Annotated in this window: 23 protein-coding genes, 1 tRNA gene and 2 pseudogenes; 21 read left to right on the top strand and 5 right to left on the bottom strand. The window is 37.5% G+C overall.

Annotation, left to right across the window (positions count from 1 at the left end; translation table 11 throughout):
* Positions 1–968 precede the first annotated feature (968 nt).
* The gene (locus H280_RS0119415) at positions 969–1553 is read right to left on the bottom strand and encodes a recombinase family protein (RefSeq protein WP_020062796.1); all 585 of its coding nucleotides are present in this window, start codon (positions 1551–1553) and stop codon (positions 969–971) included.
* Positions 1554–1881: 328 nt separating this feature from the next.
* Here H280_RS0119415 and H280_RS25870 point away from each other — a divergent pair, with 328 nt between their 5' ends.
* From H280_RS25870 to H280_RS0119355, 12 genes are all read left to right on the top strand, one after another.
* Entirely contained in the window at positions 1882–2253 is a 372-nt protein-coding gene (locus H280_RS25870; protein ID WP_155895031.1) for a hypothetical protein, read from the top strand.
* A gap of 631 nt (positions 2254–2884) precedes the next feature.
* On the top strand, positions 2885–3412 hold the full coding sequence (locus tag H280_RS0119410) for a helix-turn-helix domain-containing protein (RefSeq protein WP_020062795.1): 528 nt from the start codon (positions 2885–2887) through the stop codon (positions 3410–3412).
* Positions 3413–3446: 34 nt separating this feature from the next.
* Entirely contained in the window at positions 3447–3749 is a 303-nt protein-coding gene (locus tag H280_RS0119405) for a hypothetical protein (RefSeq protein ID WP_020062794.1), read from the top strand.
* Positions 3750–3777: 28 nt separating this feature from the next.
* Positions 3778–4791: a phage antirepressor KilAC domain-containing protein gene (locus H280_RS0119400; RefSeq protein WP_020062793.1), complete on the top strand. Its 1014-nt coding sequence runs from the start codon at positions 3778–3780 to the stop codon at positions 4789–4791.
* Positions 4772–5059: a DUF4148 domain-containing protein gene (locus tag H280_RS0119395; RefSeq protein ID WP_020062792.1), complete on the top strand. Its 288-nt coding sequence runs from the start codon at positions 4772–4774 to the stop codon at positions 5057–5059. Before H280_RS0119400 ends, H280_RS0119395 begins: the two co-directional genes overlap by 20 nt.
* A 236-nt stretch (positions 5060–5295) precedes the next feature.
* The gene (locus H280_RS0119385) at positions 5296–5568 is read left to right on the top strand and encodes a helix-turn-helix domain-containing protein (RefSeq protein ID WP_020062790.1); all 273 of its coding nucleotides are present in this window, start codon (positions 5296–5298) and stop codon (positions 5566–5568) included.
* A 1-nt stretch (position 5569) separates the two neighbouring features.
* The gene (locus H280_RS0119380) at positions 5570–6037 is read left to right on the top strand and encodes a hypothetical protein (protein WP_020062789.1); all 468 of its coding nucleotides are present in this window, start codon (positions 5570–5572) and stop codon (positions 6035–6037) included.
* Entirely contained in the window at positions 6018–6614 is a 597-nt protein-coding gene (locus H280_RS0119375) for a hypothetical protein (protein WP_020062788.1), read from the top strand. The genes H280_RS0119380 and H280_RS0119375 overlap by 20 nt, the downstream gene beginning before the upstream one ends.
* A gap of 98 nt (positions 6615–6712) precedes the next feature.
* Entirely contained in the window at positions 6713–7804 is a 1092-nt protein-coding gene (locus H280_RS0119370) for an SU10 major capsid protein (RefSeq protein ID WP_020062787.1), read from the top strand.
* A gap of 60 nt (positions 7805–7864) precedes the next feature.
* A complete protein-coding gene (locus H280_RS0119365; protein ID WP_020062786.1) occupies positions 7865–8281 on the top strand; it encodes a hypothetical protein in 417 nt (138 codons plus the stop codon).
* 41 nt (positions 8282–8322) lie between these two features.
* The gene (locus H280_RS0119360) at positions 8323–8871 is read left to right on the top strand and encodes a hypothetical protein (RefSeq protein ID WP_020062785.1); all 549 of its coding nucleotides are present in this window, start codon (positions 8323–8325) and stop codon (positions 8869–8871) included.
* Positions 8872–9051: 180 nt separating this feature from the next.
* Positions 9052–9606, top strand: a complete 555-nt coding sequence (locus H280_RS0119355; protein ID WP_020062784.1) for a hypothetical protein — start codon at positions 9052–9054, stop codon at positions 9604–9606.
* A 169-nt stretch (positions 9607–9775) separates the two neighbouring features.
* Here H280_RS0119355 and H280_RS25865 read toward each other — a convergent pair whose 3' ends face one another.
* The 3 genes and pseudogenes from H280_RS25865 to H280_RS0119345 form a co-directional block, all read right to left on the bottom strand.
* Positions 9776–10015, bottom strand: a complete 240-nt coding sequence (locus H280_RS25865) for a hypothetical protein (RefSeq protein ID WP_155895030.1) — start codon at positions 10013–10015, stop codon at positions 9776–9778.
* 182 nt (positions 10016–10197) lie between these two features.
* Positions 10198–10305: pseudogene (locus H280_RS25340) on the bottom strand (Phr family secreted Rap phosphatase inhibitor); the annotation flags it as partial.
* A gap of 47 nt (positions 10306–10352) precedes the next feature.
* A pseudogene (locus H280_RS0119345) lies at positions 10353–10700 on the bottom strand (response regulator aspartate phosphatase); the annotation flags it as partial.
* A gap of 429 nt (positions 10701–11129) precedes the next feature.
* Between H280_RS0119345 and H280_RS0119340 the strand changes: the two are divergent.
* From H280_RS0119340 to trmL, 6 genes are all read left to right on the top strand, one after another.
* Positions 11130–11894: a transglycosylase domain-containing protein gene (locus tag H280_RS0119340; RefSeq protein WP_028411309.1), complete on the top strand. Its 765-nt coding sequence runs from the start codon at positions 11130–11132 to the stop codon at positions 11892–11894.
* A 194-nt stretch (positions 11895–12088) separates the two neighbouring features.
* Entirely contained in the window at positions 12089–12739 is a 651-nt protein-coding gene (locus tag H280_RS0119335; RefSeq protein ID WP_020062780.1) for a DsbA family protein, read from the top strand.
* A gap of 113 nt (positions 12740–12852) precedes the next feature.
* A tRNA-Gly gene (locus tag H280_RS0119330) sits at positions 12853–12926 on the top strand.
* A gap of 364 nt (positions 12927–13290) precedes the next feature.
* Entirely contained in the window at positions 13291–14430 is a 1140-nt protein-coding gene (gene queG / locus H280_RS0119325) for a tRNA epoxyqueuosine(34) reductase QueG (RefSeq protein WP_020062779.1), read from the top strand.
* Between the two features lie 49 nt (positions 14431–14479).
* Positions 14480–15376 (top strand): amidase domain-containing protein, encoded by an 897-nt coding sequence (locus H280_RS0119320; protein WP_020062778.1) that lies wholly within the window; start codon positions 14480–14482, stop codon positions 15374–15376.
* Positions 15377–15431: 55 nt separating this feature from the next.
* On the top strand, positions 15432–15920 hold the full coding sequence (gene trmL / locus H280_RS0119315; RefSeq protein ID WP_020062777.1) for a tRNA (uridine(34)/cytosine(34)/5-carboxymethylaminomethyluridine(34)-2'-O)-methyltransferase TrmL: 489 nt from the start codon (positions 15432–15434) through the stop codon (positions 15918–15920).
* A gap of 45 nt (positions 15921–15965) precedes the next feature.
* Here the strand turns inward: trmL and H280_RS0119310 are convergent, their stop codons facing one another.
* Entirely contained in the window at positions 15966–16634 is a 669-nt protein-coding gene (locus H280_RS0119310; RefSeq protein WP_020062776.1) for a CPBP family intramembrane glutamic endopeptidase, read from the bottom strand.
* 270 nt (positions 16635–16904) lie between these two features.
* Here H280_RS0119310 and H280_RS0119305 point away from each other — a divergent pair, with 270 nt between their 5' ends.
* From H280_RS0119305 to H280_RS27055, 3 genes are all read left to right on the top strand, one after another.
* A complete protein-coding gene (locus tag H280_RS0119305) occupies positions 16905–18998 on the top strand; it encodes an EAL domain-containing protein (protein WP_020062775.1) in 2094 nt (697 codons plus the stop codon).
* A 429-nt stretch (positions 18999–19427) separates the two neighbouring features.
* Positions 19428–21323, top strand: a complete 1896-nt coding sequence (locus H280_RS0119295; RefSeq protein ID WP_020062773.1) for a PrkA family serine protein kinase — start codon at positions 19428–19430, stop codon at positions 21321–21323.
* A 558-nt stretch (positions 21324–21881) separates the two neighbouring features.
* A partial coding sequence (locus H280_RS27055; RefSeq protein WP_442852832.1) for a hypothetical protein occupies positions 21882–21984 on the top strand: 103 nt, incomplete at its 3' end.

Below are 21984 nucleotides of genomic sequence, written 5' to 3'. Positions count from 1 at the left end.
TATCTAATTATACCATTTTACTAGATATAAGAGAAATTTTAAGCGTGTATTTTATTCGATATTTTAGGAGATTCTTTGTTAAGCGAAATTACTAGAAGATTGGGGAAGCTATGCGAGGATCGACGATACTGTATGTACTTCGCAACGTGCGAAATGATATAATAGATTTGCTGGAAGTTGTAGCACTTCTACCAGTCAACTAAGCGGTCTGTATAGTTGCGGAAATTCTATACGGACTGGGGATTGCGTCCTATCTGCCAATAGAGCGCAGTCTCTTTTTATTTATAAAATACATATAATTATCATTATATATAAATGATTTACATTACTGGTAATGTCGAATTCCCTTGTTTCACGTGGAAATATTGATAAAACAAGAAAAGCAGGCAGATTCCTTGATATATAAGGGTTTTCTTAAAAAATGTATAAAAATAATACTGAATTATGTCATGCGAAATCCTACTTAATATTATGCTACGCTTGAATTACCAAGTCACGCACGCAACGTGATGTAAGAAAAGGAGTGTAGCTATTTGGTAGACTTTGCGAAAGATGTTTTAGGAATGACAGAACAATTAGTGACGATTGTAATCGGAGTTCTGACGATTATTGCGTTAAAGAAAAAATAGATATTGAAACTAAAAAACTAGCTCGTTGAATGCGAACATAACATAGATTTACTTAATGGGATAGCGCCGACATTTCGGTCATTGCGTTGCGAGTTGTTGGCGCTGATCTCATTGTAAACTCGTGTATTTTTATCGGTGAAACGGTGCATTGCTTGCGGCTGTAGGGTTTACAATGATTTTCGTGTAATCAAAATAGTTACAACTGTTTACGCTATTTTAACGTCATACCCTTTTGTATACGCATTTTCACGTGCTGCAAGGGTCGGACGGGGAGCGCCTCCAAAACTCAAGGGGGTACGTATCTAAGCAAAAAAAAGACACCAATCGCTTAGCGCCCTGTTACTTCAATCCTTCTCGTTCTAATAATCGGTAAAGCGTACCTGTTCCGATAGACAGCGTTTTGCATATATACCGCACAGACTTGCCTTCTTTATACCATTCTATAGCTTGCGCTGCCTTCTCAGCTTTCTTGCCGCCTTCTGTTACTTCTAGCCTGCGTCCTTTATATTTGCCCTCTTTCTTCGCAATCTCTATACCTTCTTTTTGTCGTTCCAGCGTCATTTTTCGCTCTAATTCAGCTAATCCCGCAAAAACTACAAGTAAAAAATCACCCGTAGCGCTTTCCTCCGAAGTATCTAGCCATGCCTCTTTTAAAGATTTAAGCGCCGCGTTCTTCTCTCTTATTACATCAATTATTTGTAGTAAGTCTTTAGTGCTGCGCCCTAATCGTGACAGTTCGTGTATCATTACGATATCGCCTGCTTGTAAATCGTTTAGCATTGCTTGTAATTGCTCACGTTCCGTATTCTTACCGCTGATCTTTTCCTCGTAAAATATCTCACAGCCTGCCTCTTTAAGTGCTTTGCGCTGTCTTGCTGTATTCTGACCCTCACTACTTACTCGAATGTACGCAATCTTTCTCATGTTATTTCCTCCGTTACCATTATTGTAGTTTAATAGTAACATTATTTTTGGTAACGGTCAAACGGTAACGAAGCTGTATAGCTGAACCCCTTGTTATTACTGTGTTTGTAATTTATTGTAAAATGTTACCGCATAAGTACACTCTATCGATAACGACGTAATCCTACGCAGCATCTATATTCGAATAGGGCGCACCATGTTCTCGCACTCTACTAACACACCCCGATATCTGTTCACACGCCTATACGATACGACACCTTCGGTATATAGCTGCGTAGGCTTGCGTATAAGCTCGCATATGCAATTGAGTAATGTATTTAGGGTGTGTATGACGCTTGTACGAGTCTGTAGGGCGTGCGTGGTGTTATGTGCTGGTGTATACATTACATACGCAAGGGCTGCTGGTGCAGTGCATACGATACTACTTGTACGTGTAGCCATGTGCGCTCAACGTCACAGCTATAAGATTACTTGCGATGATGTGAGTATTAATCACATCGTTGTCGTTGCTTCTTTAATCGTTTGTCTTCGTAAGTCTTCGTGTCGTTCGCCGTCTTCATTGCGAATCAATAACGAGATGAAAGATCATAACGCAAGTAAGGAAAGATTGTCTTTCTTTACTTCTTTAACGAAGTTAATCGTAATGTCTGCGTTAAGAAACGTAACTAAAAGTTACGCAACAAAACTAATCATCAATTGAACGGCTGGAAGCTAGCAGCTGCGAAGTTAGTTAGTGAGGCATTAAAGCAGCGTAGCGAATCCAATTAAACCAGCTCGCTTTTCACCGAACCCCCAAGGCGTCTATGGCAGGCTCTACAGGAGCTGTACGAAAGTTATAAGCATAAAATTTCAACTCGGGGTGTTTATGCATACCAATCTTGCTAACTATCTGCGCCTATCCATTCGGAAGGGCGGCTAGAGTTGTCCGCTACTACAACGTCATACTGGCTTTCTCCTTAGACTGCGGCTTATGTCGTGTTTTTTCTTTTTTTACAAACTATACACCAGCCTTTCGAGTAACAAGCGCCTATGAGAACGTAAGGGAAAACGACGCAGCAAGAAAGAGCAGGGGCGGGATTAATTATATTAAGGTCTACGCTCTATATCTCTACTATCTATTATTACTGCGTAAATGTTAACGAGTAAGAATACGTTAGTATTCGAAACTCAAATGTATTTAAATCTGTATAACATCTGTATAAGAGTAAATCTGTATTCCGTATAGCACACGCACGGTCTTGACGTTGAGCCAGCTAACCGTCTAAAAAAGCGTGTACGCAACGGGGGTAAATATTACCAATTAGAAACCATAAAGGAGGATTAGGGAAACCATGACAAAAGAGAGAGCAAAGGAAAGAAGAGAGCAACAAAAAGCATTAAGGGACGAGTTGAAATCTATAAAAAGGGATAGTGAGCTGAATCCACTATACGACAAGGAAGATAAGGAGAATGGCGTTGACTTCGTTAAGATGCCAGCAACTATATTCGAGTACTTATCATTACATGAGTACGGATTCAATGCAGATTCAATTCTAATCTATCAAATAATTATCAACTGGTATAACAGAAACGAAGGCGCTGCGTATCCATCACAGTATGCAATGGCACGAGTATTAAAGAAAAGCGTACCGACTGTAAAGAAGCATATTGCATTGCTGGAAGAAGTCGGTTTAATCGAAATCGAGCGTAGAGGGCTAGGGCGAACGAATCTATATAAACCGCTACGACCACTCGAAAGACTTGCTTTATTAGACCGATACCCACGAGCAAGCAAATTCGATATTGAATTCTCACAGCACATCGAAGAGTACAAGAAGAAGGACATGCAGCGGGTTAAAAAAGACGCAGCAGCAAGCTAATACTGCAAACAAATTGGAATAGGGAGGCGTATCGATGTTTTTAGGATACATAGAGATTCCGAAGAGCCAAACACGATACCTAGATATGCCAGCAGAACAGAAAGCGAAGCTAATGCGTAAGAAAAGGCGAATACGTCGGCGTAAGAAGCACGAAGGCAAAGACGAAGTTAAAGGAGGTGAGGCAAAGGCAGAAAATGAAACGCTAAAATGCGAGAAATTGCATAGTCATGCGAAGAAAAATAAAAAAGATTCTACAAAAGATCGTATCGAAGTCGAATGGAACGGCGGAGCAACCTTACATAACTGGGATTACGTCGCTAACGACTATAAAAACTAACTAAAATAACTAATCGGAGGTAACAAACATGAAATACAAAGGTGAAGAACTAGTATTAATTCCAAATTTCGGAGAGGAAACACCGAAACAAGAGGTAACAGCAGTAGCACATGGGGCGGACGTACTAACAGACCCGTCAAACGTAGCGCAGCGTGAGAAGTATATCGAGAGAATCGAAGTATTAAGCAAAGTCAAAGGACTGTTACTGCTAGACGGGGCGGAACTAGCGACAACGCATCAAGTAGCAGGGTATTACGAGGTTTCAGTACATACAATTTCTAATTTATATCAGCGGAATCGAGCAGAATTAGAATCAGATGGGATGGCACTATATGCGGGTGATGATTTACGGGAGCTAAAAGGTAAAACTCATAATGAGTCTAGCCTTCAAGATGCAGGTTTAAACCAATTCGTACACCGAGCTATGCTATTCACAAAACGAGCAATTCTACGTGTAGGTATGCTGCTACGTGATAGTGAAGTAGCGAAGGAAGTACGCACGCAGCTTCTAAACATCGAAGAGAATACGAGCAAAGAGGTCAAAGTAGTCGAAATCAATAAGGAACAGGAATTAACTACTGAAGCGGTTCGGGCAATGATGGCTGGTGACGTTCAAGGGCTTGCCGTAGCTAATGCGAAGATTATCGAATATAAAAACCGCCATATCGAAAAAGTCGAAGAAAAGCTAAATGAAGTCACGGAAGAAAGGGACGTACTAAGCGGTAAGGTTTCGGAGTTCATCGAATCTAGCGAGGTGTATACGTTCGGTGAGGTTGCGGAAGAAATCGACGGTCTATCAGCGAAAAGTCTTCGTGAGTTCTTGCAAGAACGTGGTGTACTAGGTCAAAAAACGAGGGAAGGAGTATATCGAGCAATCGGAAAATACAGGGGGTTAGGATGGTTCAGCATACAAACGAGGAAATCAAAATGGACAAGCTTCGATTATACACATACGTATATCACGACCAAAGGGCGAATAGAAATCGCCGAACTATATAAGAAGGTAAAGGACGAGAAGCATAATGCCGAGAAATCTGCGTAAAAAAATAAACCAACACAAAGGAGATAACGAAAAAATGAAAACTACAAACAGCACAAACGGTACTAAGACAAGGGCACAAATAAATCAAGAACTATCTGAGGTTATCGCCGAAGGTCGTCAAAAATATGGTGAGTATTGTCGTATCGTAAATAAGGGTATGGAAAGGCGTCCGAATTGGGTCGCCGTACCTCATACACCGAGAGGAACGGGCGGTATAAAAGATATTGATATATTCGACCCTTCGTTTTATCAAAATGCCGCTATATAGTGATAAATCAAAAAAATATAAAAAATATGTATAGAATATACAAGAATCTAAGCTACAGCTATACATATAGATGAGGAGAAGTTTTCCTTTTTTCTTTTCCTTTCTTTCCTTTTTCCCCACTTTTACAGTGGGCTTTTCCCTTAATTTTCGGCGGGTCTGTCATTACCCGTCGAGCCTCTGTTGGGTCGGGGGCGCAACCCGATCAACTATGAATATGAAATAAGGAGGCGTAAAAAGTGAACAAACCATCATACAATTCTTCGATACTTGCATTAATTTTACAGCTCGCTCAACTCACACAATTAGATTTAGCGAAGCTATTAGGAACGACGCAGGCGAGCGTGTCGAGATTTTTATCGGGAGAACAAAAGCTACCATCAGAGAAAGCTGAGATTCTAACGGAACTAATCGGCTCTCATAACCTTTTTCTACTAAGTGCGTTCGATGGCAGCATGACCGCTATAAGCGGAGACCTAAAGAAACGATTAAAACCGAGAGAAGGAGATTAATATGCGACCCTTATTAGTAACAAACGTACACAAGCTACGAGGAAAATCGTTTTTATATTCGTTCTTGTATGTCAATAACGTATTAGTAGCGCAAACCGCAGCGCCGCTAGAAGCCAAGCCGCTAGCTAGGAAGCTACGAGAAATCGTGTATTGTAACTGCGAAGACTTGCCAGCCTTTGACGTATGGACAAGCACAGAAGCGGTATATAAGGCTTGTATTAGTGAAACCGATATTACAGGGCATTTCAAAACGGGAGAAGAGACGTCAGAAACACGTAGGTACTACGAAGACGAGATTGTACAAACAGCTTTAATAGATATTTATGAATTAAAAGATCCGAATGAGAAACAAATGCCGAAGTGGCGTGAAAAGTTAATCTCAATGTTACGCAAGTGTATCAGATTACTAGAAGGAAATACAAAAGCAAATACGAAGGGAGCAATAAAAGATGGAATGGAAACTCTATGATGAATTCTCGGTACAACACGATAAGGCACATGAGTTTATCGCAGGATATCGAGAAAAGGTACAAGCTGCAAAAAACGATGTAACGGCAGCCACGCAAGCATATGAAGAAATTCTAAACCAAGAATTCGTTGGAAAGAAAGTCGATGCGAAAAAGAAAGCAGCACTAGCAGATATCGAAAAGGCTAAAGCAGCCTTAAAGGTTGCCGAATCCGAGTACACCAAAGCGAATGATTACGCAATGACGAATCTAGCAGGTACGATAACGCTCGATGACCTTGCTCGTGATTGGCAAACAAACTTTGTGCCGACCGTACGCAAAAATAAAGTCGACCCACTGCGTAAAAAGGCAGAGCAAGGATTACGAGATTATTTCGAGGCAGTCGAAGAAATTTTACGAGTCGAGAGCGAGAATGAATGGGCGGTCAACTTCATGAACGAACGTTTTAGAAGTCGAAAGGGTGCTCGTCCTCTTATGCAGAATGCGGCAAGTATTGGAGATATTCCCGTACCGCCAAATGATAACGACTGGCATAAAATTCTGAAGTATAAACAAATACCTGCAAGATTCATGAGCTAATTAATATCTGTAGGCTAATCGCCTATTAATATAAATAAAACACAGTGAAGTCGCCAATAATCGGGCGGCTTTTTCTAATTCTAAGGAGGAAATTATAAATGGTAACATACTCTAATGATCTAATCGGTAAACAAAAAAGCGTAACAGATGAAATGCTGTTACTAAACCCACTACAAACGCCTATGCTCGAACTACTTGGATTCGGCGACCCAGTAACGAACGTCGAACACGTTTGGTTCGAAGATGAAATGTTTGCTCAGGAAGGTATCGCAACGAAGGAAGCAGCAGCAGACGCTACAACTATTGAAGTTGAAAGTACCGAAGCATTCCGTCCTAATCTAGTTATTCGAAATGGCGAAGAGCTAATCTTAGTCATTAAGATTGAAGGCGGCACGTTAACGGTAATTCGTGGCTATGCGGAAACAGTTTCCGAAAAGGTAGAAGTCGGAGCAACTCTCGAAGTAATGTTCGTAGAAGGCGCAGAGGGTGCAGATGCCCGTGCCGCTCGTTACAAACCTCGTAAGCGTGTATCTAATATTACGCAAATCTTCGACGAATCTGTAGAGCTTACAGGTACAGCGATGGCAGTAGCTCAATACGGCGTAGACAACGAGTACGAGAAAGAGAAGCAAAAGAAACAGCTAGAGCTTGCGTTACAACTAGAAAAAGCAGTAATCAGCGGTATTCGTTACGAGAGAGGTCATACACGCATGATGCGTGGTGTTCGTTCGTTCATTCAAACAAACGTAATCAAAGCCAACGGCGCAGTGATTTCAGATGAGCATCTAATCGAAGCATTCCGTGCAATCTTCGAGAAAAGCGGCTCTACTGCCAGTGGTAACTATAAAATTATCGTAGGTGCTACACAAAAGATTGCTATCTCTAACTTCGATAATGCGTTAATCCGCTTAGACCGTGTGGATAATGGACGAGGACAAGTAGTAGACCATTATGTATCCGACTTCGGTGCAGCGGAAATCTTATTAAATAGCAACCTACCAGCTGGCGAGGTGTTAATCGTAGACGCTAACCGCCTATCTATTCGACCACTAATTGGACGTGACTTTTCACACACGTTCTTAGGTAAGACAGGCGACTACATGAAAGGCATGTTAGTCGGTGAGTACACGCTAGAAATGCTACAAGAAGCAGCACATGCTAAAATCGTGGGTCTTTCAACTAACAAATAATCGAAATATATCGGCTAGGGCTTCGGCTCTAGTCGTTTTTTAATATAAGGCGGTGGTAGCGTGGAAAATTACGCAGATAGAATCGAAGCAGCGAACGAGCATATCGACGCCTATGTGATTAGTAACGAAGATTGGCACGAAGCGGAAGACGAAAAGAAAACCCGCTTACTTAATGCGGCTGAGAGAACATTACGAGATAAGTACGAAGCGCAGGCGGCTGTGATTCCCGACGAGGCTGTATTCGAGTTTGCGGCGCATTTAGCTATCGCATTTAACGATACTAACAAAATGCAGCAGCAGGGTATCGCTGGGTTTAGTGTTACTGGCGTCGGCTCATTCACATTCAAAGAGAACAACGTTACGAGCGCCATCGGGCAGCCACTAGATGAGCTTATCCCCGCAAGTACTAAGAGCCTTATAGAGAATGCGAACGAAGGCATGATGCTTACGGGGCGTAAAGTGGGGTGGCTGGTATAGTCAGCGTCACTAACAACGAGAAACTAAGGGAGGAAAACGACATGGCAGAGGTTAAAACATCGAGCATTAACGTACCTATCGGTGCAGCTATCGTAGAGTACGGCGACGATACAGAAAAGGTAGTATTCGACATTACAAAAGGCGGTATTAAGTTCGGTGTATCTACTTCCATACAGGACGTAACAGTAGACCAATTCGGCGAAACGCCTGTTAAGGCAATCATGAAAGGGCGTAAGGCAGAGGCTACAGTACCTTTTGCGTTACACGACTTAGATAAGTTAGCGAAGGTAATGCCTAACTCTAAGTTAACAGTAAGCGGAGACAAGAAGAAACTCGTAGTTAGTGCGCAAGCTGGTTACGACATGTTAGCGACAGCTAAGAAAATGGTTATCAAACCAACAGACCCAGCAACTACACCGAATGACTGGATTACTATTCCAATGGCATCAGCTATCGCAGACCCAGACTACACTTACAACGCTGATAACGAGCGAGTAGCGAAGATCACATTCACAGCGTATCCAAATAAAGAAACAGGCGTACTGTACATCTTAGGTGACGAAACTGTAACAGAGACAGTACAGGGATAATAATAACAACGAAAGGGGCGTATTAGGCGGATTTAGTTCTGCTTATTACGCCCTCTTTTTTTCGTTTAATAAAAAAATAAAATAAAAATATAATTTATGCGCATTTCGCAAAAAGCGAAACATTATAATTAAATTTATGCATAAAAAGTGCAAATGTAACTAGGAAATGGAGAAGAGAACATGAATATTGAAAATATTATAAATGAATTAAAAACGACTGGAACTCGGACATTAGAGAAGAAGATAGGTATAAATCAAAAGAAAATACGGAAAGCAATAAAACTTGCAGGATATGAATATCAGCGTCAAGGTAAAGCTGGATGGCAGTATACGTCTACTGGTAAACCCCCATTAGAAAAAGATATACAAGAGTTTATCATTACATCGAAAACTAATAGCATTCCTAAAAATAAGAAGGAAGAAGGTAAAAACAACAGTTTAACAACACGCGAAATGAAGATATTTCGTGAAAAAGTAAAAGGTTTGGAAACGGGTACAGAAGTTATAGATACTACGATTAAAGAGCGTAAAGAACCTTCTCGGAAATTTGAACAGTCTATCCATTTGTTACACACACATGCGGAAGAGGGGAAGTCTACAGACAAGTTACGCAAAACTGTAAGCTTGGATAAAGGTACATGTACGATGATAGATACTCTCCAAGATAAATATCGTCTGAGCGAGGAAGAAATTGTACAAATAGCACTTCACGAATTCTTTGCGAAATATAAATAAGGCTTGATGATTCGACTGCTATCGTGCGTAAGTATGTTAGTAAAAAGTGTGACGCAGGTCTATTTGTTTGCGTCCTTTTTTTGCATATGAGTACGGAAAGTTACGCCGAGAAACGCACTACAAGGCGATTAGATATGAGTTAACGTACAGTTATGCGTCTAAATACGCTCTATGTCGTTTTGTGAAGACTACGAAGACCACGAAGAATACGAAAAGATATACTCCTATATAATAAGGAAGCTTTTTTTTCACTTGCGTTCTCTAACTCACTATAATACAATAGATTCAATGGTAAATAATCGTGTGTAGCGATTAGAACGGAAGAGGTAGCGGCAGTTACAATAGACGCTGAATACTTCGAGAATATCCCGCATATAAAGCGGCTTACAAATACTCGTCTACGACTCAAAATCGTGTTCCTTCTGGAGTGTCGGTTCGACCCCGACCATCGGTACTGTTTAGACGAGATTAACTCGTTTTTTTTTATGTTTATTTATCGAAAGTTATTCAAAGAAATAGCGTAATATCGACGTTTATAAGCGTTCCTTACTTCAAATAGTAGGGGACGCTTTTTTATTTATTTCTCTCTGTTGCGTGGCCTGCCTGATATGTGAATGAACTATGTAAGCCAACAGATACAATACCAATAACAGATAAACCTAAAATAATGGATCCAATCTTTTTAATTTCTTTAAACATTATTTTAATGCCCCTTTCTCAAATGTTTTTTCTCTCGCTTCCAATCCTTTATTAAAGTATTCACTAGCTTCATTATGATTGGTTGTTAATGTAGCATGTATGGCCTTGAAAAAGTGATAATAGTAGGATAGAAAATTATCAGAAGGTATATTATATAACTCAATCATGTTAAAGCTATTTTTTGTAATGCTTAAACCGTCAGTTAATACCTTATATCTAAAATCAAGTAATGAATAATAAAACAATAGATTTTTATCTTCTTTTATATTAGCAACTTCCCCGTCAATTTCTTGTTTCAAGTTAGTTGCTTTTAAAACTTGTTGTTGCAACATAGCTTGATACCAGTCGTTAAGTAATTTTGTAATCTGTTCATTCCCCTTCATTTGAATGTTCATGAAACCCCCTCCTCTTTTGGAATATTCTTACAAATAATGATAACAGAAGAACATTTATCGGAGATTAATTTTATATATTTCTCAACATTTATCTGACAATTTTAAGTTTCAATACAATTGCAAATGGCAATTATGTTATAAGAGGAATTCATTCTTTGCAACTAGTAGGTTCAATGGCTTGCATAACACCAACAATTCATGTAATATCTGAAAGGTTAGAATAGGCATCGAAAACGGTAAATTACCTATTAGGATCATAAATAACCTACCAAGTGTTTTCTACTGTAGTAGAAGATACTTTTTTTCTTTTCAGGCTTTTAAATTACAAATTTGTAAGGAAGTTGTAAGAGAAATGAATTGGATATTTTTAAAAATAAATGTATGCTTAAATTAAGAGAAATGAGTGCTGAAAGAAATGGGGTGTCTGTTGTGAAGGAACGAACAGCATATCGCACTTTGCATCATAATATTTCTTTAACTCCGATTGCAAAGTTTTTTTATAAAGCCCTTATATTGTTAGTATTGCTATGTTCTATACTGTTGTTTGCTGGAAATAAAATGATTGAAAGCAAAGATATAAGTAAATTGACAGTACCTACTCACTTTGAGTTACCAGAACAATTAGGGGATGCATTTATCGCAACTGAGGATAAGAGATTCTATCATCATAACGGATTAGATTATATTGCAATTGTTAGAGCCACAATCGAAAATATAAAGGCTGGTGGTGTTGTACAAGGCGGTAGTACAATTACACAGCAGCTTGCAAAAAACGTTTTTTTAACAAGTGACCGAACATTTTCACGTAAGTGGGATGAAGTTTTCTATGCAAAAAAAATTGAAAGAACATTTACGAAAAATGAGATTTTAAAACTTTATGTAAGCAATATTTATTATGGAGAAGGGGCATGGGGAGTTGAGAAAGCTGCGAAACTGTATTTCGGTAAGCAGGTGGATCAATTAACATTAAGTGAAAGTGCAATGTTAGCAGCTGTTGTGAAAGCACCATCTTATTATTCTCCTATAAAAAATTATGATAAGGCTGTAGAAAGACGTAATGTTGTGTTGAAGCTCATGGAGCGAGAAGGATATATTACTCATGCTGAATATGTACAAGCTACAAGTGAAAAGCTGGTTATTCGTCATGACATTCCTAATAACCAACCAGTAGAGCCTGAGAAAGCTGTCAGTTAAGAGTGTGTTCAAAAAGAACGCACTCTTTTTTTTCTGTGAATGAATGGAAGAGAAATGAGACACAATATTGTCACATTTATTTGATTTTGTTTATTTTATGAGCAACTTCAATGGACTGTTTATATGAGAATTGCTATCATAAATATTGTATATATAGTGGTATACAAAGAATAAAACATTAAAGAGGAATGTATATGAAATCAAAAAATATTATGGTTCTCGGTGTTATTTTTTCTGTTGCAGTACTTATTGTAATTGGTACAATTGTATATAGTCTTGTGAACGATAAGAAGGAAAAAGGAAAAGATACCTTTTTATATGGCACGCAGCAATCTTTAGGAGAGAAAGATGCTACGATCCATATTGTTGAATTTGGAGATTTTAAATGTCCAGCTTGTCGTACATGGGATACAACGGTATTGCCACGCTTAAAGGAAGAGTATATTAATAAAGGAAAAGTTCAGCTTCATTTTATTAATTTTCCTTTTATCGGGAAAGACTCTGATTTAGGCGCAGCTGCTGGAGAAGCGATTTATAAACAAGATCCAAAAGCATTTTGGACATTTTATGATGAAATATATCAAAATCAAAAGAATGAAAAAGAAGAATGGATTACAGAGGATTTAATATTAGATATAGTAAAACAAAAGTTACCTACGATTGATGTAGAGAAGTTTAAAAAGGATGTAAAGAGTAAGGAAATAAAAGATAAAGTGCAGAAAGATTTTGACCTTGCTCAGAAGTTAAAAGTACAAGGTGCACCTTCTATATATGTAAATGGTAAACTTGTTAATCCAGATTATGATAGTATTAAGGCGGCAATTGATAAAATTACGAAAAAGTGATGAGATATTCATCACTTTTTCGACTTTTTTCGATAAAATTATTGCACTACCCTATACTACATGTTATAATTTTCAACATAAGTTAACAGAAAGTTAATATTTTCTTAATATTCGCGGGTGTAGTTTAGTGGTAAAACAAGAGCCTTCCAAGCTCTGGTCGAGAGTTCGATTCTCTTCACCCGCTCCAGAAATTATTCCGTATTTTTATAATTATTGTGATCAACGCAGTGTTTCGTTTCTCAGATAAACGAAGCATTGCGTTTTTTTATGTTTTGATTACATGAATATATGTAAAAATAGTAACGTGTAATTCGATATAAATCCACTTTGATTTTCAACACATAAGTCACTGCTATGCAGAATCGCTACTGGCTTGCTCCTTGTGTGTTTAAAACATCGCATGTGGCGCCCTGACCGCGTCTACTCATGGCCAGACGCTCTCGCCCATCTAACAAGAAAAGGGTTTTATATGAGGTTTTTAATTTGTATTTATATATATTACAAAATGACTGCTTATGAAATAAATATACATCTTAATAAGGAGAGTAACTGTGAATTTTGAACAATTAAAACAAGATGTTATTGCGTATAGTAAAACAATTGGTATCGATAAGATAGGCTTTGCGAGTGCTTCTCCATTTGAGGAATTGAAGCAGCGGCTTATTCAGCAGCAACAATTAGGATATCAATCAGGTTTTGAAGAATCAGATATAGAAAAGAGAACGAATCCGGATTTGTTATTACCAGGTGCAAAATCAATTATTGCAATTGCGTTGGCGTATCCTTCGAAGTTAAAAAATGCACCACAAAGCAAACGAGGAGAGAGACGAGGCATTTTTTGCCGCGCTTCTTGGGGGCAAGATTATCATCTTGTTTTGCGTGATCGTTTACAGAAGTTGGAGGCATATTTAATCGAACGTTTACCAAATATAGAGGTCAAATCTATGGTAGATACGGGAGAATTAAGCGACCGGGCTGTTTCAGAGCGAGCAGGCATTGGATGGAGTGGAAAGAACTGTTCCATTATTACGCCGGAGTTTGGGTCGTATGTTTATTTAGGCGAGATGATTACAAATATTCCTTTTCCACCAGATGCTCCAATTGAAGATCAATGCGGGAGCTGTACAAAGTGTATTGATGTTTGTCCGACAGGAGCGCTTGTCCAAGGAGGACAATTAAATTCTCAAAAATGTATTGCGTTTTTAACGCAGACGAAAGGTTTTCTTCCAGAAGAATATCGGGATAAGATTGGAAATCGAATTTACGGATGCGATACGTGTCAAACTGTTTGTCCAAAAAACAAGGGGATAGATTTTCATAATCATCCGGAAATGGAACCTGATCCTGAACTTGTAAAGCCGTTATTAAAACCCCTTCTGACCATTAGCAATCGTGATTTTAAAGAAAAGTATGGAATCATGTCTGGATCGTGGCGAGGGAAAAAGCCGTTGCAGCGAAATGCAATCTTGGCACTGGCTCATTTTAAAGATGACACGGCCATTCCTGATTTAGTTGCTGTAATGAAAGAAGATCCTCGTCCTGTTATTCGCGGCACAGCGGCGTGGGCATTAGGGAAAATTGGCGGCGAAGGTGTGCAAGAGGCAATCGAAAAAGCGAAAGAGCGGGAAAAGGATGAAGAAGTGCTTCATGAGATGAACCGTGGTCTTGAATTGTTAGCTGAGAAAAAATAGCAGATTATCCTTAGGTCCCTCATATTGTAATAAGGGGAGGGGAGACTCTATGTCTATAAAACAGCATCTTCAACAGTGTCTGCAAAGGAGATTGGATTATATAACAAATAAACGTATGAATGAAGCTGAAATTTCCGATGATATTGTTGACATGTTACACCGTAAAAAGAAACTCTTTAAAAGCCGGAATGCTGAGATAGTAAAAAGCAATGCTAACGTATCTTTTATGAGACAGTTAAAAGGTGTGGACTATGATGAGGTAGATTATCAAATTCATTTTCAGTATTTTATTCGTCATCATCATTTATTTTATGTCGAGGAAGAACAAATGGAGAGGCGTTTACGATTAGAAGATGGATGTATCAAGCAGGATATAGCAATTGGAACGCCGATAGATGAACAGAAAACTGGAACGTTGGAACGTGAAGTAACAAAGGGAAAAGGACAATATGTTCCATACAGTTATAATCGTTTAGAGGCCGTGAAATATGCAGAGCGATGGTGGGATGATCGGAATCCAGCTTATCAGAACTTTCCTGATAACTGTACAAATTTTATTTCTCAATGTCTGCATGCTGGTGAAACTCCAATGACTGGATATCCGAATATTCGCAGTGGATGGTGGCAGCAAAATCGCCAATGGAGCTGGAGCTGGGCGGTAGCTCATTCTTTTCATTGGTACTTATCAAGTGATTCTCTAGGACTTCGAGCAAAGCAAGTTGAGAAACCGCAGGATCTAATGCTTGGCGATATCATTGTATATGACTTTGAAAATGATGGAAGATGGAATCATACGACAATTGTCGTAGCAAAAGATGCGAATGGTATGCCTCTTGTAAATGCACATTCTGCCAATAGTCGCAGACGGTATTGGGATTATGAAGATTCAAGTAAGTATACACCGCAAATGAAGTATAAGTTTTTTCATATTCTCGATAATGACTAGAGATTTTTTATCCAAGTGGTATAATACGTAGTAGAAAAAGATTGAGGTGAACATTGTGGGAATACATGTTGTTTTATATCAACCAGAAATTCCAGCGAATACAGGTAATATTGCGCGTAGTTGTGCAGCAACAGGTGCAGAATTACATTTAATTAGACCGCTTGGATTTTCTACTGACGATAAAGCGTTAAAGCGTGCTGGATTAGATTATTGGGAGCACGTAAAAATTACGTATTATGACTCTATTGAGGAATTTTTTGAAAAAAATGCAAATGGTGAGTTTTTCTACTTAACAAAGTATGGAGAGAAAGCACACACAACATTTGATTATAGCAACGTAGAAAAAGATTATTATTTCGTATTTGGAAGAGAAACAAATGGGCTTCCAGCAAATGTGATTGAACATAATTTTGATCGTTGCTTACGCATCCCAATGACTGATAAAGTTCGTTCTTTAAACTTATCGAATACTGCAGCTATTTTGATTTATGAAGCATTACGTCAACAAAATTTCCCAGGATTAGATGTAGAAATTGTTTATTAAAAGCCGTCTTATGACGGCTTTTTGTAGTTTTAAAATAAATTTTGATTACATAATACTAACAAGCAAATTGTGAAAAGAATGCAATATAACAACTGACCAAAGCGATCTTGACTTTTTAAATACTAGTCCAAAGAATATGCCAATTAGAAAAACATAGATATGACTCCAAAGGTCAAAGAATACGCCATCATAGATCCAAATAGCGTAGTGTATAATTAGAAATAAAAAAGAAGTGATTATGTTAGCCTTCCAAAAAGATAATCTTTTGTCAAGTTCTTGTAAAATGAAACCTCGGAATACAACTTCTTCAGTAATTCCAACCAACAGGATTCCATTCATATAGTTATTTAAAGATAATTTAAAATGAAAAGGTTGATCATTTAAAATAGATACTTCAAACATAAAATAAAGACCTAGAAGTAGCAAAAGAAATGTTCCCCAAAACATACCTTTATTTATATCTTCCATTTTTAAATACTTAATTGGATTAGCGTGTAAGTAATACTTTATGTATAGGCAGACGGGGAATATCCATATGAGAATCTTAATGGATGCATTTAAAAATGTGGATGTAATTTCACTCAATGGCTCAATATACTGTACTAACCATAATTCTTTAAAAATCCAAACAAAGTTGAATATAAATAAATATATTAATAATATTTTCACATCAGTTACTATCGGCTTACTTTCTGGTTGTAATTTGATTTCCATTATTACCCTCCCAAAATGTGAGAAACTAATATTACAATGCAAAAATTATACCACAATTTACTTATTTTAATCATGTGGAGCTAACCGACTTCTTTAGTTAGATATGAAATTCTTAATATGTAGGCTTTAATATCAACCTTTATTCTAAACCAACACTTTTTTGATAAGAAAATGAATATTTTTTTATAAAGGCTTGCACCTGTTTCAAAAAAAGATATATTCTATTAAAATAGAATATATAAATATAACATAAGGCAGGTTGCGATGTTGATGAAGGAACTATTTGCAAATAAGAAAGATGTAGTTAACCCTTTACAGGGAATAGATATGACTTTAATTCACCAAGGATTGCTTCATGCCATTCAAGATTTAGTGTTTATTGTAAAAGTTGTAGAAAATAAATGGTTTCAATATGTATATATAAATGAAAAAGGACTACAACATTTGAATGTAGATACAAATTATTATGGAAAGACATTTCAAGAATTGTTGCCTCCAGATATCGCATATGTATTGCAAATACAATATGAGGAGGCTTTAAAAAAGAAAAAAACAAGTACTTTTCGTGATTATATGACTTTAGATACAGGAGAAATTTTGCATTATGAGTCATTATTAAACCCTGTATGTTGTAATAATGGTATATGTAAATATATTATTTGTATTAAACGTAACATTACAGCGCATGTACAGGAAAAAACAGAGATGCAGGAAAAGCAAATGTTATTCAAGTCGTTATTAGAATATAATGATGATGCGATTATTTCGCTTGACTTAACAGGAAGAATTATGTATGCAAACCCTGCAACATATAAGGTTTTTGGTCACGAAGCTGCAGAGTTAAAAAATCAGTCTATCTTTCAATATATTGAAGGAGATTATATAAATGAGTTTCAAAGTATGTTCAAAGAAACAGTGCAAGGTCATTCTACGCAACTTTTTGGACATAAATATGATCATAGAAATGGTTATGAATTGTATGTATCATTTCGAACAGTTCCTATTATTATTAATGGCGATATAATCGGTGTATACGTCGTCGCCCGAGATGTGACAAAGCAAATATTAAATGAACAAAAGACAGAGTATTTAGCTTATTATGATCAATTGACGGGCTTATTGAATCGTATTGCGTGCACAGAGATGTTAACTCGTTTGTTCAAGGAGAACAAGAAATTTACACTTATGTTTGTAGATTTAGATCGCTTTCATTTCATTAATGATACATTTGGTCATGAAACTGGAGATAAAGTGTTAAGCAATGTAGCAAGACGTTTAGAATCCCTTATTCCAAACGGGGCATACCTCTTCAGAGCACATGGTAATCAGTTTGTCATTGTAATAGAAAATGCAGATAAAGAATATGCAGAAGAATTTGTTCCAAGGCTGTTAAAAGAAATGGAGAAGCGTTTTGTGATGAGGGAAGGAGAAGTATATTTAAGTGCTTCCGCTGGGGTTGTCATGTCTCCTTTAGATGGAAAAGATGAACAAACATTATTTAAGCGTGTTGATCTAGCACTAGAATGTGCGAAAGAGCAAGGAAAAGGTAATTATAGTTTTTATTCTTGTGATCTTAGTGCGCAGCGTGAGAAACAAATCATCATTGAAAATCAATTATATCAAGCGATAGAGCGAAATGAATTCCTATTAAATTATCAGCCGCAAGTTAACATCATGACAGAAAATTTGGTCGGGATGGAAGCTTTACTTCGTTGGAATAATAAAGAACTCGGAAATGTTTCACCAGGAGAATTTATTCCAATTGCCGAAAAAACGGGGTTTATTCTAAAAATTGATGAGTGGGTATTACATGAAGTATGTAGACAAATGCGTGAATGGCTGGATAAGGGACTTACTCCTGTCCCGATTGCAGTAAATATTTCAGCAAAGCACTTTTGCTCTTTTACATTAATAGAGGTTATTACGGATGCTTTAATGACATATGACATTCCACCGCATTTATTAACAATTGAAATTACAGAAGGAGCATTAATGCATAAAGAATTATCAGAGCAAGTGCTTCTTCGTTTGAAGGAAAAGAACTTGAACATTCATCTTGATGACTTTGGAACGGGATATTCGTCACTGAGTTACTTAAAACGATATCCAATTGATACTTTAAAAATTGATCGCTCTTTTATGCAAGAAGTAGGTGCTGATGAAAAAGGGGCAAATATTACGACAGCTATTATTCATCTTGCTCATACGTTAGGCTTAAACATCATTGCTGAAGGAGTAGAGGATGCAGAACAGGTTGAATTTTTGAAAGAAAAAAATGCGATTGTAGCCCAAGGGTATTATTTTAATAAACCTCTTTCTGTAAGTGATATGGAGAGATTTTATTTGATGACAGATAAAAAGTGATGAGCATGCTCATCACTTTTTATCCTGCATTAACGGACAGTAAGTCCCCCACCTCAAGAATCAGAGAGAATCGAAGAGGATAGGAGGTGAATAACTGCCCGTAAAAGCCCGATTGGTTCAACTAACCATCAGGACACCACTGATGGAAGGTTCACTTTATTTTGCTCTTGGTTTATCATTGTATCCTGATGTGAAAATAGCAGTAAGAAATGTGAGCATAACACCTAAAATTAATAAAAGCTTCATGAGCATAGCCCCCATTCATATTTATCTCTATCATTTTTATTATACCGAATTTTCTTTCAATTTTGGCAATAAACTTTATAAAGTTTATGTACAATTTCATTTTGATTCGTATGAATGTTTAAGGACATCCTCGCATACGTTTATAATAATCCGCTTGAACAAGGAGATGGGGGAGGAGCTATAATGGATATTTTAAAGAAAATCGAACAGCACCGGGAAGCAGAAGAGCGTTTAAAGTGGGAAGGGACATTTGCTGACTATTTAGAGCTTCTGAAAGAAAAACCATGGGTAGCACAAACAGCACATTCTCGTATTTATAATATGGTAAAGGATGCTGGAATTGAGGAAGTAGACGGCAGAAGAAAGTATAACTTCTTCAGTAATCAATTATTTGGATTAGAAGAAGCATTAGAGCGTCTTGTAGAAGAGTATTTTCATCCATCTGCAAAACGATTAGACGTAAGAAAACGAATTCTATTACTGATGGGACCAGTTAGTGGCGGGAAATCTACATTAGTTACAATGTTAAAGCGTGGATTAGAGGCATATTCACATACTGATCGCGGTTCAGTTTTTGCCATAAAAGGTTGCCCTATGCATGAAGATCCGCTACATCTTATTCCGCATCATTTACGTGAGGACTTTTATGTAGAGTATGGAGTGCGGATTGAAGGGAACTTATCACCATTAAACTTAATGCGTCTAGAACAAGAGTACGGCGGTAGAATTGAAGATGTAATTGTTGAGCGGATTTTCTTCTCGGAAGATCGCAGAACAGGGATAGGAACATTTAGTCCATCTGATCCGAAATCGCAAGATATTGCTGATTTAACAGGTAGTATTGATTTTTCTACCATTGCCGAATTTGGTTCGGAATCTGACCCGCGCGCTTACCGTTTTGACGGGGAGTTGAATAAAGCAAATCGCGGAATGATGGAATTTCAAGAGATGTTAAAATGTGATGAAAAATTTTTATGGCATTTATTATCACTAACGCAAGAAGGAAATTTTAAAGCGGGTCGATTTGCATTAATCTCCGCAGATGAGCTAATTGTTGCTCATACGAATGAAACAGAATATCGTTCCTTTATTTCAAATAAGAAAAATGAAGCACTTCATTCACGGATTATTGTAATGCCAATTCCATATAATTTACGGGTAAGTGAAGAAGAGCATATTTATGAGAAAATGATTCATGAAAGTGATGTTTCCGATGTGCATATTGCACCGCACACACTTCGCGTCGCAGCGATGTTTACCATTTTAACACGCTTAAAAGATCCGAAGCGGCCAGACATCGATTTAATTAAGAAAATGCGTTTATATGATGGTGAAATGGTAGAAGGATACAATTCTATTGATGTAGAAGAATTGCAGCGGGAATACCAAGATGAAGGTATGAGTGGAATCGATCCGCGTTATGTGATTAACCGTATTTCTTCGACGATTATTCGTAAAGAAGTAGCATCCATTAATGCTTTAGATGTATTACGTTCTTTAAAGGATGGATTAGACCAACATCCATCTATTAGTAACGAAGATCGTGAACGCTACATGAATTTCATTTCGTTAGCGCGTAAAGAGTATGATGAGATTGCGAAGAAAGAAGTACAAAAAGCGTTTGTATATTCATATGAAGAATCAGCGAAGACACTGATGGATAATTATTTAGATAACGTAGAAGCATATTGCAATAAGTCGAAACTTCGTGACCCATTAACTGGAGAAGAAATGAGCCCAGATGAAAAACTGATGCGTTCGATTGAAGAACAAATTGGTATTTCCGAAAACGCAAAGAAAGCGTTCCGCGAAGAAATTTTAATTCGCATCTCTGCATATGCCCGCAAAGGGAAGCGATTTGATTATAATTCGCACGAACGTCTTCGCGAAGCAATCCAGAAGAAACTATTCGCTGATTTGAAAGATGTTGTCAAAATTACAACGTCAACGAAAACGCCGGATGAAAATCAGTTGAAGAAAATTAATAATGTTGTAGCAAGGTTAATTGATGAACATGGCTACAATTCCACATCGGCAAACGAATTGCTCCGCTATGTAGGTAGCTTATTAAATCGATAATCATCATAGCAGAAAAGCTGTCTCTTACTTGAGGCAGTTTTTTTGTATATTGTGCTTGTTCAACATATAAGTTGCTATGTAAACAAACTATGCTCGCTATGTCATTTTTAACTGGATTTTATATAGAGGCAATGCTTGTCCGCTATGAATAAATTAAAATGCAATCTTATGAATTTATTTGTCAATTATTTTCACAACCAGCATATGATAGAGTAACCAACCATTCATATAGAAAAAAGTCAACACAATACAATATGTTGCAGAGCCGTAAAGTGTGCAACAATGCATTGTGTTTCTTTCTTAAGTATGAAGTGCATTTCTTTAAAATTTATTTTCTAACTAAGAAGCCCATGTTTTAGGATGTGTTTTCATCCCGCATTAACGGTCAGTAATACTCCCGCCTCAAAATTCAGCAAAAGCAAAGAAGTTAGGCGGGAGATAAACTGCCCGTAAAAGCCCGATTGGTTCAACTAATAATCAGTGGGGGATGAAGAAAATCCCCACTGATTAAAGTTTCACTTTATGAAAGCATAAAAAACTATGTAAGGAGGGAAAGGAATGACAGAAGAAAATCAAAACAATTATACGATCTCACAGGAAAATTGGTCCCTCCATCGTAAAGGACACGATGATCAGCAACGTCATCAAGAAAAAGTACAAG

This window comes from Bacillus sp. 123MFChir2 (genome assembly GCF_000383235.1).
Lineage (GTDB): Bacteria > Bacillota > Bacilli > Bacillales > Bacillaceae_G > Bacillus_A.
This window is presented reverse-complemented; position numbering and strand designations above follow the sequence as displayed.